The sequence below is a fragment of the Cryobacterium sp. AP23 genome, assembly GCF_054075385.1.
The window spans coordinates 3,975,980-3,989,122 of record NZ_CM133415.1 but is presented as its reverse complement, the minus strand read 5'-3'; the positions used below and the strand labels follow the sequence as shown (position 1 = coordinate 3,989,122).

At 66.3% G+C, this 13,143-nt stretch carries 13 protein-coding genes; 5 read left to right on the top strand and 8 right to left on the bottom strand.

Annotated features, from left to right (window positions below):
* Positions 1–83 precede the first annotated feature (83 nt).
* Positions 84–623: a GNAT family N-acetyltransferase gene (locus tag ACU5E9_RS18830; RefSeq protein WP_456811411.1), complete on the top strand. Its 540-nt coding sequence runs from the start codon at positions 84–86 to the stop codon at positions 621–623.
* A gap of 47 nt (positions 624–670) precedes the next feature.
* On the opposite strand, the gene ACU5E9_RS18825 is transcribed toward ACU5E9_RS18830, so the two are convergent.
* Both ACU5E9_RS18825 and ACU5E9_RS18820 read right to left on the bottom strand, forming a co-directional pair.
* Complete coding sequence (locus tag ACU5E9_RS18825; RefSeq protein WP_456811410.1) at positions 671–2,260, bottom strand: S8 family peptidase; 1,590 nt, start codon at positions 2,258–2,260, stop codon at positions 671–673.
* Between the two features lie 133 nt (positions 2,261–2,393).
* The gene (locus ACU5E9_RS18820) at positions 2,394–2,765 is read right to left on the bottom strand and encodes a DUF1345 domain-containing protein (RefSeq protein WP_456811409.1); all 372 of its coding nucleotides are present in this window, start codon (positions 2,763–2,765) and stop codon (positions 2,394–2,396) included.
* Positions 2,766–2,776: 11 nt separating this feature from the next.
* On the opposite strand from ACU5E9_RS18820, the gene ACU5E9_RS18815 reads away from it, so the two are divergent.
* Both ACU5E9_RS18815 and ACU5E9_RS18810 read left to right on the top strand, forming a co-directional pair.
* Positions 2,777–4,252 (top strand): APC family permease, encoded by a 1,476-nt coding sequence (locus ACU5E9_RS18815; RefSeq protein WP_456811408.1) that lies wholly within the window; start codon positions 2,777–2,779, stop codon positions 4,250–4,252.
* A gap of 3 nt (positions 4,253–4,255) precedes the next feature.
* Positions 4,256–4,720, top strand: a complete 465-nt coding sequence (locus ACU5E9_RS18810) for a universal stress protein (RefSeq protein ID WP_456811407.1) — start codon at positions 4,256–4,258, stop codon at positions 4,718–4,720.
* Between the two features lie 3 nt (positions 4,721–4,723).
* On the opposite strand, the gene ACU5E9_RS18805 is transcribed toward ACU5E9_RS18810, so the two are convergent.
* The 5 genes from ACU5E9_RS18805 to ychF form a co-directional block, all read right to left on the bottom strand.
* The gene (locus ACU5E9_RS18805) at positions 4,724–6,286 is read right to left on the bottom strand and encodes a cryptochrome/photolyase family protein (RefSeq protein ID WP_456811406.1); all 1,563 of its coding nucleotides are present in this window, start codon (positions 6,284–6,286) and stop codon (positions 4,724–4,726) included.
* A gap of 240 nt (positions 6,287–6,526) precedes the next feature.
* Positions 6,527–6,985 (bottom strand): hypothetical protein, encoded by a 459-nt coding sequence (locus ACU5E9_RS18800; RefSeq protein WP_456811405.1) that lies wholly within the window; start codon positions 6,983–6,985, stop codon positions 6,527–6,529.
* A complete protein-coding gene (locus ACU5E9_RS18795) occupies positions 6,978–8,009 on the bottom strand; it encodes a DUF6545 domain-containing protein (protein ID WP_456811404.1) in 1,032 nt (343 codons plus the stop codon). Before ACU5E9_RS18795 ends, ACU5E9_RS18800 begins: the two co-directional genes overlap by 8 nt.
* Positions 8,009–8,410 carry a hypothetical protein gene (locus ACU5E9_RS18790; RefSeq protein WP_456811403.1) on the bottom strand — a complete coding sequence of 134 codons (402 nt, stop codon included), beginning with the start codon at positions 8,408–8,410 and terminating at the stop codon, positions 8,009–8,011. The genes ACU5E9_RS18795 and ACU5E9_RS18790 overlap by 1 nt, the downstream gene beginning before the upstream one ends.
* A gap of 362 nt (positions 8,411–8,772) precedes the next feature.
* Positions 8,773–9,846, bottom strand: a complete 1,074-nt coding sequence (gene ychF / locus ACU5E9_RS18785) for a redox-regulated ATPase YchF (RefSeq protein ID WP_456811402.1) — start codon at positions 9,844–9,846, stop codon at positions 8,773–8,775.
* 117 nt (positions 9,847–9,963) lie between these two features.
* Here ychF and ACU5E9_RS18780 point away from each other — a divergent pair, with 117 nt between their 5' ends.
* Together ACU5E9_RS18780 and rmuC are read left to right on the top strand one after the other, a co-directional pair.
* A complete protein-coding gene (locus ACU5E9_RS18780) occupies positions 9,964–10,581 on the top strand; it encodes an exonuclease domain-containing protein (RefSeq protein WP_456811401.1) in 618 nt (205 codons plus the stop codon).
* 87 nt (positions 10,582–10,668) lie between these two features.
* Entirely contained in the window at positions 10,669–11,994 is a 1,326-nt protein-coding gene (gene rmuC / locus ACU5E9_RS18775; protein WP_456811400.1) for a DNA recombination protein RmuC, read from the top strand.
* 91 nt (positions 11,995–12,085) lie between these two features.
* Here the strand turns inward: rmuC and ACU5E9_RS18770 are convergent, their stop codons facing one another.
* Complete coding sequence (locus tag ACU5E9_RS18770) at positions 12,086–12,970, bottom strand: EamA family transporter (protein WP_456811399.1); 885 nt, start codon at positions 12,968–12,970, stop codon at positions 12,086–12,088.
* Positions 12,971–13,143 lie beyond the last annotated feature (173 nt).

The following is a 13,143-nucleotide window of genomic DNA, read 5'->3' as shown; positions in this document are numbered from 1 at the left end:
TGAGCCGGGCGAGATCGTCCGCCTACTATGTGCGGCATGGCAATCGAGGTGCTCCCGGCCACGACTTCGACGATCTGGCGACCATGTTCGCGCCGAAGAAACCCGAGTCGTCGGTGTGCTGGTGCCTGTCGTGGCGGCTCAACGCGAAGGAGAACCGAGCCCTCGTCGGCACCCAGCGGGCCGACAAGGTGCGCGAGCTGTGTTCGCGTGACCTCGCGCCCGGCGTGATCGCCCACATCGACGGCGAGGTCGCCGGCTGGGCCGGGATCGCCCCCCGCGCCGACCTGCATCCGTTCGCGCACTCGCGCAAGATCCCGCACATCGACGACCTCCCGATCTGGTCGCTGTGGTGCCTCCGGGTGCGGCCCGGGTACCGCAAGCGGGGTATCACCCCCGCGCTCATCGACGGCGCCGTCGCCTACGCCAGGGCATCCGGAGCGCCGGGCGTCGAGAGCTACCCGGCCGACAACGGCTCCCACCGGGTCGATCTGACGATGGCCTTCGTCGGCACCCGCAGCATGTTCGAACGCGCCGGCTTCACCAAGGCAGCCAACACCGATTCCATCGCCGGCGGGTTCCCCCGCATCCTGATGCGGCGGATGTTCGACCCGCACGTGAGCTGACCGGCACCCGGGGTGCGCCGGACTGCCCCTCGTGGCTGACCGTCAGGTCAGAGGAACCGCTCCGCGAACCCGGGCGAGCTGGTCGCGCGAGTGCCGGCGGCATCGAACCCGGAATCCACCGTCCCGCCGAGCAGGTAGGCCCGGAATTCGGGGTCGGTGAGGAGGTGGAAGGCGAGCTCGCCCTCGAACCGGGAGAGAGCCCGGTTCAGGTCCGCGCCGGACAAGCCCAGCCGGCGGGACACGGCAGCCCGGAACTCCGATTCATCGACGCGGACGATGGCGCTGAGCCGCGCGAACGGTGTCGTCTCCGCGAGTCCGGTACCGCCGACCTCGGCGCCCGTGGGCAGCGGTGCGCCGAGCATCGCGGCGGCGTCGACGATGCCGGCGCCCCACATCCCTGCGTCCCAGCCCGGCGGCACCCGGGATTGGGAGCGCAACAGACGCAGGAACGCGGCCTGCACCTGTGATCCGTACCGTTCCCGCAGCATCTCGGGGCCGTGGTGAGCCAGCCAGAGTGCGGCGACCCCCGCTACGTGCGCCACCGCATATGACGTCCCCGTTTCCTGCACCACGTCGAAGACCAGCCCGGCCTCCTTCCAGCGAAAACCGGCCACCCACACGCACCAGCCAGGTGCGCTGACATCCACCATGGCGCCGCGGGACGAGAGAGGCCACGGTTGGTCATCGGCTCCCGTCGCGGCCACCGCCAGGCAGTTCGGGTACGACGCCGGCGCAACCACGATGCCCACGTCGTTACCCGCCGCAGCAAGCACGATCATCCCGGCATCGACAGCCCCCTGGATGGCCCGCTCCAATCCGAAGAATCCCTTGCCGCCGAGGCTGAGCGAGATGAGGTCGCAGCCGATGGAGTGGGCATACGCCACGCTGCGTGCGACATCCGTGTCGAAGAGTTGCACGACGCTCTCCACCGCCCGGATCGGCACCAGTCCGGCCTCGGGGGCGACGCCGACGATGCCGGAGGCGGTCGTTGGGCGGCCGACCATCACGCTCGCGGTCTTGGTCCCGTGGCCCGGAAACGACCCCGGCCAGGGCGACGTGTCGGCTGGCAGGAGGGGGTCGCGGGCGTCGTCGTCGTGGTCCAGCTCATCCCGATCACGGCTCAGGTCCAGTGCGTCGGCCAGGATCGGGTGCAGCGTGTATCCGGTGTCTGGATGCCCGATCACGGCCCCGCTACCGCGAGAGCCGCCGCCGGGTGCGGATGGGACCGCCCACGCATCCTCGGCACGGATGGCGTGCAACGCCCACCGGACGTCGTCGCTGCCGGGCGGGCACGAACCGTCGGTGGGGTCGGAGAGGCTGGCGCGAACCGGGTCAGGGCGTGGCTGTATCGGCAGGTCGGCCTCGGCCCGGCTGATGGCCGGGTGGTCGAGCAGACGCTGCACCAGTGTGTGGGCCGCCCGCGCGTAGTCCGCCGTTCCCACCAGCTCGGGGACCTGCCCGGAGAGCACCCAGAGGCCGTCCTCGTGCTGAAACAGGGGCGTCACGCGCCAGTCGGCCAGCACCTCGCCCGACAGCTCGGCGAGGTCACCGGTTTCCGGTCGATGATCGCACTCGACCACGATGCGCATCTCGTGGATGCGTGCGGCGGCCGTACCGGCATTCGGGGTGGTATCCATCGCGGGCGACTCCTCTACGAATCCTCGACCGGATTTTTCGTTATCGCGGTCCTGTGCCTGGATCGTGCCACGGTTCTCCAGCCGGCGGCGGCGGCGTGCCGCACGGGTCGAGCCCGCCACGCCACAGCGGGGCTCAGGTGAGGAAGAGTATCGTTATCAGCAGGGCGATGATGAAGGTGCTGAACGCGAAGGAGATGTAGGTCTGGCCGATCACCACGGCGCGAGCGCGGGTAGTGAGGATCGAGACGTCTGACGATGAGAACGTCGTCGCGATCTGCGCCGCCAGGTAGTAGTAGTCGAGGAAGACCGGGCCGTCGGCCGTCCCGGGTAGGTCGACCGACTTCTCGAGCGAGTTCAGCCGGCCGTAGAGAACCGCGTAGGACGACACCGTCACCAGCCAGACGCTCACCACCACAGCGAAGCTCAGGCCACACCTTGCCTGGTCCACGTAACGACTGTGTGAATTCTGGTCAAACGCTTGCAGGACCCCAGTGCATGGGGGCATAGTTTGACGGCATGGCGACCACAGTGGAAACATCCGTCTCGCACAGTGAACTCAAGCGGTCGATCACGACCAAACAGCTGTATTTCTACGTCGTCGGTGACGTCCTCGGCTCTGGCATCTACGTCCTCGTGGGCCTGGTCGCCGCCGCGGTCGGCGGGGCATTCTGGATGGCGTTTCTTGCGGGTGTCGCAATCGCCGCCATCACCGGACTCGCCTACGCCGAGCTGGTCACGAAGTATCCGCAGGCAGCCGGGGCCTCGCTGTACATCAACAAGGCGTTCCGCAGCCCGGTACTCACGTTCTTCATCACGATCTGCATGCTCTCCGCCAACATCGCCGCCGTCGGATCGCTGGCGTCGGGATTCGTGCGGTACTTCAGCGATCTGATCGGGATGCCTCAAGATGCGATCTGGGGCACCACCCTGGTTGCGCTGGTGTTCGTGGCCATCATCACGGCGATCAACCTGATCGGCATCACCGAGTCCGTCGTCGCAAACGTCGTGATGACCTTCGTGGAGATCACTGGCCTGATCATTGTTGTCATCATCGGCGTCATCGCACTGGTCGAGGGCGTCAACGACCCCTCGGTGCTGCTCCAGTTCAACGTGGAGGGTGGCGCCGGTTCGGCGGTCCTTGCCGTGCTCGCAGGTGTTTCCCTGGCCTTCTTCGCCATGACCGGCTTCGAAAACGCCGCCAACGTGGCCGAAGAGACCATCAACCCGTCCCGGGCGTTTCCCCGCGCGCTGATCGGCGGGATGCTCACGGCCGGTGTCGTATATGTGCTGGTATCCATCGCCGCGGCGCTGGCGGTCCCGATTGACGCCCTGGCTGGGAACACACTGCTCGAGGTCATCCGGGCCGACCTCTTCTTTATCCCGGCCACGATCATGCTCGTGATCTTCGGCGTGATCGCCATGATCGCCATCAGCAACACCGCCCTGGTCACCGTGGTCGCTCAGTCCCGCATCCTCTTCGGCATGGCGCGCGAGAACGTGGTGCCGGCAGTCTTCGCCAAGGTGCACCCCACCCGTCGCAGTCCATACGTCGCGCTGCTCTTCGGAGCCGCCATCGTCGGCGCACTGCTGGTCGTCGGCGCGGCTATCAAATCGACCCAGACAGGCCTGCCGGAGGATCAACAGCTCGATATCGTCGACCGGCTGGCGACCATCACGGTGGTTTTCCTGCTCTTCATCTATGCCCTGGTGATCGTCGCCTGCCTGAAACTGCGCGGGACGGACGAGGGTCCGGACACCTATCGGGCGAACACCCCGCTGCTGATCCTCGGGATCCTCGGAAATCTGGCCGTGCTCGCATACACCCTGATCGATGACCCGGAGGCGCTCTACTGGGTAGGCGGCCTACTGGCGGTCGGCCTGGTTCTGTATCTCGCACAACAATTCTTCGGCAAGAAAAAGGCCAGCCCTCCCGGTACCGGGCAAGGCTCCCCGGCCTCCGACGAATCGCTCCCCGCGGAAAAGGAACTCTGAGCCATGCATGTCATCGTCGCCACCGACGGATCCCGGGCCTCGCTCTTGGGTGCCCGACAGTTCAAGTGGATCGCGGACTCCCGCGAGATCACGGATGTGACCATCGTCGCGGTGGTCAGCCCCTACGCCGCCGCGCCGTTCGCCAATGAGCTGGGTCCACACCGAAACCCCGGATTGACCGAGCTCAGCTTCACCGAAGAGGCCAGAATCGCGCTCAACACTGTCGCCGCGGAATTCGACGGCTGGGGGCCGAACATCCACACCCAGCTCCGCAGCGGCTCCCCCGCCCAGGAGATCATCCGCGCGGCCGAAGACCTGAGCGCCGATCTCATCGCCATGGCGGCAGGCAGCAGGGGGCTCAGCCCCACGATCCTGCTCGGCAGCACCGCCTCACGGGTGCAGCACTCCGCACCCTGCCCTGTCCTGGTCTGCCGACCCACGCCGCGGAGCGAGCGCGAGCTCAACTGACTCTCATCGGCGGTGCTGTGCGGACAGGAGCACCTCGGCGCGACGGCGATGGTCGTCCAGCGTGTCCGGATCCATGTGGTCCAGCAGGGAGACCACCATGCGTGTGCGCGGGTTCGCGGCGAAGACCTCGCGGTGGTCTTCGATGAAGGTCCAGTACAGGCCGTCCCAATCGGGCATCCAGTCGCCCGCCGGCAGGTCGGACATCTTCCGCAGGTAGTTGCTGCCCGACACGTAGGGTTTGGTGGTGATCTCGTCCCCCGCGGCGAACTGGCTCATCGCGTAGACGTTGGGCACCATCACCCAGTCGTACGCGTCGATGAACATCTCCATGAACCACTCGTAGACCGCATCCGGATGGATGCGCAGCAGCGACATCGCGTTGCCGAGCACCATCAACCGTTCGATGTGGTGTGCGTACCCGGTGTCGAGCACGCGGGAGATCACCAGGTCCACCGGCGCCAGGCCGGTGCTGGCGTCCCACCAGCCGTCGCCGAGGACGTTCCGGTGATCGAGCCGGTTCGCCACTCGCATCCGGCGCCCGCTGGTTCGGTAGGTGGCGCGCATGTATTCACGCCAGCCGATGACCTGCCGCACGAAGCCTTCCAGTGAGGCGAGCGGGGTCGACTTATCGGCGCCGTCGAGGACCGCCTGCACGACCTCGCGCGGGTCCAGCAACCCGATGTTCAGCGCGGCGGTGAGCAGGCCGTGATTGATGAACGGATGCTCCGTGGAGATCGCGTCCTCGTACGGCCCGAAGTCGCTCAGGCGTTCGCGGACGAACTCCTGCAGGTGATCCCGGGCCTCATCGGCGGTGGTGGGCCAGGCGAACAGCTGCGGGTCGCCCGGGGCGTCCGGGAACTCGGTGCTGACCCACGCGATCGCGAGGTCGACCTCGTCGGATGCCTTGACCTCCTCGGCGTCATCCAGCAGCGCATCGAGGTCGAAGGTCCCCTCGAGCTGGAGCACGGGATGGTGCGCGAATCGGCCAACGGTCTGGGGCGAATACCCGCGCGGCAGCTTCTTACGGTTGTCGGTGTCGAAGGACCATTTGCCGCCCACGGGTTTGCCGTCCTCGACCAGGATGTCGAGGCGGCGCCGTTGCCACACGTAGAAGTCCTGCATCCGGGAGCCGTTGTGTGAGAACCAGTCATCGATCTGGGCGCGATCGGTGAGGAAGTTCGGGGTCTCCAGGATGTCCTCCGGACGCATCTGATAGCCGCCGTCGGCGAGCCCGGCGACCAGGTCCTGTTCGAGCCAGTCGTCGACCACGTCGAACCAGGTCACCCGCCCTGGTGTGCGCTGCCGGACGAGGTCGGCGAGCTTGTCGTGCGAGGTCAGGGCGGCATCGCTGTGGAGGAGCTCGACCTCGTAACCGTGTTCTCGCAAGTGACGCGCGAACCGGGCCATCGACGCGCGGTGCAACACGAGCTTGTGGGAATGGAACCGGTACTGGCGAAAGAGCAGGTCATGCTCGATGAGCACGAACACCGTGTCGCCGGCCGACTCGAGATGCTGCTCGAAAAGCTGATGCGGCAGCACGAGGCGCACACTCTGGCCTGAACTCATAGTCCCCACGATAGAAGATCATGTGGCCCGAGAATTGTACGGTCGCCGATAGGATTGCTTCGCGACCCGAGGCGTCCCCCCACGCCGGTGGTCACGTTGCGTCCCGCCGCGTCCCCCCACGCGGCGGGACGTTTTTGGCGTCCATTCCCCCCTTGGACATGTCTAACCCTACCGCTTTCGTCAGGGTGATCACCACCCCGCGCACCGCCCGTTCAGATCTGTCGTGAAGCGTGGCGGGTGTTACTTACCAGTCAGGTCCGAGCCGCCGGGCAACCTGTCCTCGAGTAGCCTCGTGATCTCCCGAAGAGCTTCGGGTGACGTGTCCCCCAGGGTTCGTGCCGCGAAGTTGATGACTCGCTTGACCCGGATCATTCGGACCAACTCCAGCTGAGAGTCGATCCGCTCCGGCAGGTCATCGTCGGATCCGAGCAGGTACTCCGCAGCAATGCCGAAGAAGTTCGCGATCTCAGTGAGAAGCCGCACGTCACTGACCAGTGGGCCTTCCCCCCTGACCATGTACTGCCATCGGGCCCGCGAGAGCGAAACGTTTTTGACTTCGAGACCGGCGGCGATCTCGCGGTAGGTGTACGGGGTGTTTCCTTCGGCCACCACGACGTCGAGAAGCAGGTTCAGCTTGCGCGCGAGCTCCTGTTGCGGCGTGGGCAGGGGTGCCGCTGTCCCATCCGCTTCATTAGGCATCTTCGTACTCATTGCTCCTCGAGTCGGTTTTGGTTTCGCTGGATGCCTCTGGTGCCCGACGAATATGCTCTTCGATCCTCTGGATGAGCGCGTGCTCGCGAGCCGAGATCGGCTGGTCGGGGTGGAGAAGGAGACAGTCACGAACCTCGACGTAACGACGGTGGAGGTGTATGGCGTGACTCCCACCAAAGTAGAGCGCTACCCGTGACATCGGTGCTTCAATGCTGAGCTCAGGTCGGTCGGCAAGCAGCCGCTGCCAGAGTGGGGTGACCTTCCACAGCAGCCGCCGGCTTTTGGCAGTGTCGCTCAGGTTCTTGGAAGCTGCGATCAGCAGGCGAAGACCGAGACCTACCGCCAGGAAAAGGGGCGCGAGCAGCGAGCACGTCACCGATAAGAAGTCGACGGTCGGGCTGAGAGTGGTACCGCCTGTTGCCCTGTCAATCGCTACCCCCATCTGAACGACGACGTAGAGCGATACCAATGCGCACCCGGCAGATATCGTCATGAGCGCAATCTTGAGCGTCGTGTCCGACTGACGTGTGAAGTCCGTCGAGCACGCGACGATTGTCGAGATCGCAAGAACAATCAGGGCAATCCAGGTCGTGAAGCTGAAGACGAGCTGACTCCAGTCGCCGGGGCCGATGAACTGGATGTTGTCGATCTCCCAGTCGTTGGCGAAGAAGAGGCCGGCTTGAAGGAGGATCAGTCCGGTCGTTCCCCACACGGCGAATCGCTTTCGCCCAGCGGTGAGTCCGGCCTGTGAGACGGCCGTCTGGATCAGGGAGTCGAACAGGGCCACACAAATGATCACTGTCGCGTGGAAGATGAAATACGTTATGTCGACTCCACCCAAGAGCTCATCGATGAATGCGTACGGTGCGTCGGAGACCAGCGACATAGTGACGGCGAAAGCCAGCATGAACCAGAACAGCAGACGTCGTTTTCCGCGGAGCGCGCTGGGCATCAGGAGAAGGGTCGTGCCCCACAGGGCCGCGAGCATCGCGTATTCGATGATTGCGAACATCAGAGAATCTGCCCGAATCCGGTCTCGGAGTCGCGCCTGCTGGTGGATGCGTCCTTCCGAAGGATCATCGCGAGTTCGTCCCCGATGGCTTCCGCCATTGCTTCTTCCTCATCGGTGAAGCTACTTCTGGAGAGCGCCGAAACGATGGCCTTCAGCGGGACGAGGGGCGCAAGAAGTGCAACCCTGTCGGCCGGCATTATCAGCTTCTTGTGGTTGAGGATCATGTGCCCGAATTCATGGTTCACAAATTGCTGCCGGTGCACGGCAGAGTCTGTCGGCGCGTAGTAGACCCGCTCGAATTCTTCACCCGAAACCTCGAGCCAGAGCGCGCAGATACCTCTATCCACCATTCCTTGCGGCGCCTGCAGGATGATGATCTTCTTCTTCCGGAGCTGCTCCATGTGTCCATGGAGGAGTTCCGAGTTCAGGGGACGTGGTAGGCCTATCTCCTGCACCAGTTGCTCGGCGCGGTGTTGTCGTGCTGCATAATCCACTCTGGATCCGATTCTCGTGTCGATCCGCTGTGTCCCCTAGCCGGATGCAGCGCACCTGAGACGAATACGACGGCCGTCAGCATGTGCTTGCTCAATTTCTCCATGATAACCACGAGCTGCCCGATGGCGCTTGCACTGAAAAAGGCCGTGACCGGCACATGTCGGCCAGGTCACGTCTGACGGCGTCCCGCCTCCAACCGCAAAAACGCCGCGCATCACGATCGATACGAGGCGTTTTGTGCTGTTCACCGCACAAGCGGACTACATGGCTAGTTGTTGAAGCGGAACTCCACCACGTCGCCATCCTGCATGACGTATTCCTTGCCCTCGATGCGGGCCTTGCCCTTGGCGCGGGCTTCGACGACGGAGCCGGCGTCGATGAGGTCCTGGAACGCGAACACCTCGGCCTTGATGAAGCCCTTCTGGAAGTCGGTGTGGATGACTCCGGCGGCCTGCGGGGCCGTCCAGCCCTTGTGGATCGTCCAGGCCCGCGTTTCCTTGGGGCCGGCGGTGAGGTAGGTCTGCAGGCCCAGGGTGTCGAAGCCGATGCGGGCGAGCTGGTTCAGGCCGCTCTCCTCCTGGCCGGTGGACGCCAGCATCTCGGCGGCGTCTTCTTCGTCGAGCTCGGCGAGTTCGGATTCGAGCTTGGCGTCGAGGAACACGGCGTTGGCCGGGGCGACGAGGGCAGACAGCGTGGCCAGCTTCTCGGCATCCTGCAGCACCGCCTCATCGACGTTGAAGACGTAGATGAACGGCTTGGTGGTGAGCAGGCCGAGTTCGCGGATGGGCTCCACGTCGATCTTCGAGGCCGACAGCGGCTTGCCGGTGTCGAGGAAGGTCTGCGCTTCGAGCGCCGTCTTCAGCACGATCGGGTCGAGCTTGCGCCCCTTGGTCTCCTTCTCGTACCGCACGATCGCCTTTTCCAGCGTCTGCAGGTCGGCGAGGACGAGCTCCGTGTTGATGGTCTCCATGTCGCCGGCCGGGTTGACGGCACCGTCGACGTGCACGACGTCGGGGTCGGCGAAGCCGCGGATGACCTGCGCGATGGCGTCGGCCTCCCGGATGTTCGCGAGGAACTTGTTGCCCAGGCCCTCACCCTCGCTGGCGCCGCGCACGATGCCGGCGATGTCGACGAACGACACCGGGGCCGGCAGGATCCGCTCGCTGCCGAAGACCGTCGCCAGCTTGGCCAGGCGGTGGTCGGGCAGGTTGACGATACCGACGTTCGGCTCGATGGTGGCGAACGGGTAGTTCGCCGCGAGCACGTTGTTCTTCGTCAACGCGTTGAAGAGGGTGGACTTGCCGACATTGGGCAGTCCGACGATTGCAATAGTAAGAGCCACGGGAGTCCATCGTACCGGCTCTGCCCGTCCGGCGTTCTGCCGCGTCTTTTCGCGGCACGCCCAGGCTCGCCGATGCCCGCCGCGCGGCAACGTCGGTGGCGCGTGAGACCATGAGGCGTGCCTGTCAACTTCACCGCCATCGATTTCGAAACCGCCAATTCCTCGGCCGCATCGGCTTGCTCCGTGGGGTTGGTGAAGGTACGCGACGGCGTCGTCGTCGACAAGATCGGATGGTACATCCGCCCGCCGCTGGGGCACGACGCGTTCCTGGAATGGAACATCCGCATCCATGGCATTTACCCCGAGCAGGTGGCGGATGCGCTCAGCTGGTCGCAGCAGCTACCCGATCTCGTCGACTTCGCCGACGGCGACGTGCTCGTGGCGCACAACGCCGGCTTCGACCTGGGCGTGATCAAGACCGCGTCCACCATCACCGGCATGGCCGTGCCCGACTTCCGGTACGTCTGCAGCCTGCAGGTGGCCCGGAAGACCTACCACCTCGACTCCTACCGGCTGCCGGTCGCCGCCATGGCCGCGGGCTTCGAAGACTTCTCGCACCACGACGCCCTCGCCGACTCCGAGGCCTGCGCGGCGATCATGATCCACGCCGCCGACCGGCACGGGGCCGACACCGTCGAAGACCTGGCCCGCATCTGCGGCGTCAACGTCGGCGCCATCGGACCGGTCGCCACCCAGGAGCACCGCGCCACGCACGGCCCGATGGCCCTGAACTAGCCTGCCCGCGCCCGGTCCCGCCCGGCCGTCGGCGCGACGCGCGCCCCGGCTCCCGGCGGTGTCGGTGGCCGCTGTCAGACTGGCCGCATGGATCCCCTCGCGCTTCTCCTCGGCCTCGTTCTCGGCGCAGCCCTCGGCGCCCTGCTCAGCGCGGTGCTCCTGCAGCGTCGCCGGTCGACGACCCCGGCGGGCGACGACCCCGCGGTGGTCGAAGCGCGGCACCAGGTGCTGCTGAGCGAGACCCGCGCCCGGGAGGCCGGGGTGCAGTCACTGTTGCGGGAGGAGCTCGCCGCGATGCAGGCCACCGCCGACGGCATGCGCGACCAGATCGCCGACCAGCGCCGCCAGTATCGGGAGATCGTCGACCGGCAGCGCGACGACCAGGCCGCCCGCACCGAGCGGGACCGGCAGGAGAGCCAGGTGCTGCAGGCCCTCGCGCCGGTGAAGGACAGCCTGGCGAACATGCAGCAGAAGGTCGCCGACCTCGAGCAGCAGCGCAGCCTGCAGCACGGCGAGCTCACCGAGCAGCTGCGTTCGGCCACCGAATCCGAGGAGCGCCTGCGCAGCACCGCCGAGTCCCTCGCCTCGGCCCTGCGCGCCAACAACACCCGCGGGGTTTGGGGCGAGACCCAGCTGCGCAGCGTGGTGGAGGCGGCCGGGCTCATCGAGCGGGTCGACTTCGACGTGCAGTCCAGCATCCACTCCGACGCCGGCGCCGGCCGCCCCGACATGGTGGTGCACCTGCCCGGCGGCAAGAACATCGCCGTCGACGCGAAGGTTCCGTTCACCGCGTTCCTCGAGGCAAGCCAGATTCCGGCGACCGCCACCGGCGCGGATGGCGCCCAGCGCGCCGTGTTCATGAAGGCGCACGTGAAGGCGGTGCGGGACCACGTCACGGCGCTGGGCAGCAAGGCCTACTGGCAGGGCCTGGACGCCTCCCCCGAACTCGTGATCGCGTTCATCCCCAGCGAATCGCTGGTGTCCTCGGCACTGGAAGCCGATCCGTCGCTGATGGAGTTCGCGTTCAGCCGACGCGTCGCCCTGGCCTCCCCGGTCACGCTGTGGTCGGTACTGAAGACCGTGGCGTTCAGCTGGCAGCAGGACGTTCTCACCCACGACGCCCAGGTGCTGTTCGACCTCAGCCGCGAGCTGTACTCCCGACTGGCCACCACGGCCACCCACATCGAGAAGCTCGGGCGGGCCATCGAACGCACCGTGAAGGACTACAACGGTTTCGTCGGCTCGATGGAACGCCAGGTACTCCCCACCGCACGCAAGCTCAACGCGCTCGACGAGTCAAAGGTGCTGGCGCCGCTGGCCGCCATCGAGGACACCCCGCGCGACCTGGCCGCTTATGAATTTGTGGCCGCCCTGGAGACCGACGCCCTGGAAGCGATCCCCACCCGGGACTGAGCAGCACTCCCCGAACTGAGTTGCCGAAAAGTGCCCCTTCAGCGCCTGCGAAGGGGCACATTGCGGCAACTCGGCGGCTTGATTTGGGCAGCTACGGGATGGCGCGAGCCGTGCGTTCGAGGTCGGAAACCGGCTGGTCGCGCTGGGTGGCGATCGAGGCGCTGGCCGCCAGGCAGACCGCGACGATGGCCAGCTGTTGAACCAGCAGCAGGCTCTCGCCGAGCACCAGCACGCCGAATACCGCACCGAAGACCGGCCCGAAGCTGGTGATGATCGCGTACAGGCGTGGGGTGATGCGGCGCAGGATGGAGGTGTCCAGCGTGTACGGGAACGCCGACGACAGCACACCGACGGCCACGAGCAGCCCGATCACACCCCAGGTCAGCTGCGAGTAGTCCACCGTGAACAGCGCAAGCGGCACCAGCAGCACGAGGCTGACCACACTGGCGATGGTGATGCCCTCCAGGCCCGGCAGCTGGGTGGCCACCCGGCGGGTGAGCAGGATGTAGCCCGCCCAGGCCGCCGCGGCGGTGAGCGCCAGGGCGATGCCGATCGGGTCGAGCGTTCCATCCGACCAGGTGAGCAACACAACTCCGCCCGCGGCCACGGTCGCGCAGACGAAGTCCAGGGCGCGCCGGGATGCGGCCAGCGCCACGGCGAACGGGCCGAGGAACTCGATGGTGGCGGCCACGCCCAGGCCGAGCCGGTCGACGGACTCGTAGAACGTAAGGTTCATCACGGCGAGCACGACGCCCAGCATGAGCGCCGGCCACAGCCGTGCCCAGGTGAAGGTGACCCATTTGGGCCGGTAGAACGGCAGGACTGTGACCGCCATCACCAGCTGGCGCACGGCCACCACGACGGGGGAACCCACCATCGGGATGAGCAGCCCGGCCAGGGACGACCCGTAGTTGATGGTCACCTCGGTGACGAGCTGGGCTCCGGCGCCGGTCAGGCGGTCACGCTTGGCTGTCACTGTTCTCCCTCGCCGTCCGGATGCCGCCATCCGACGACTTTACCGGGCGCCGGGCGGGCAGCCTGGCCCGGCAGTCACGCCCCGCAACGCGGCGGGGTGCACGCACAACGAAGGCCGCCCCACCAGGAGCGGCCTTCGGTTGGGTCACGGGCGGAAAGCCCGATCAGCTCCGG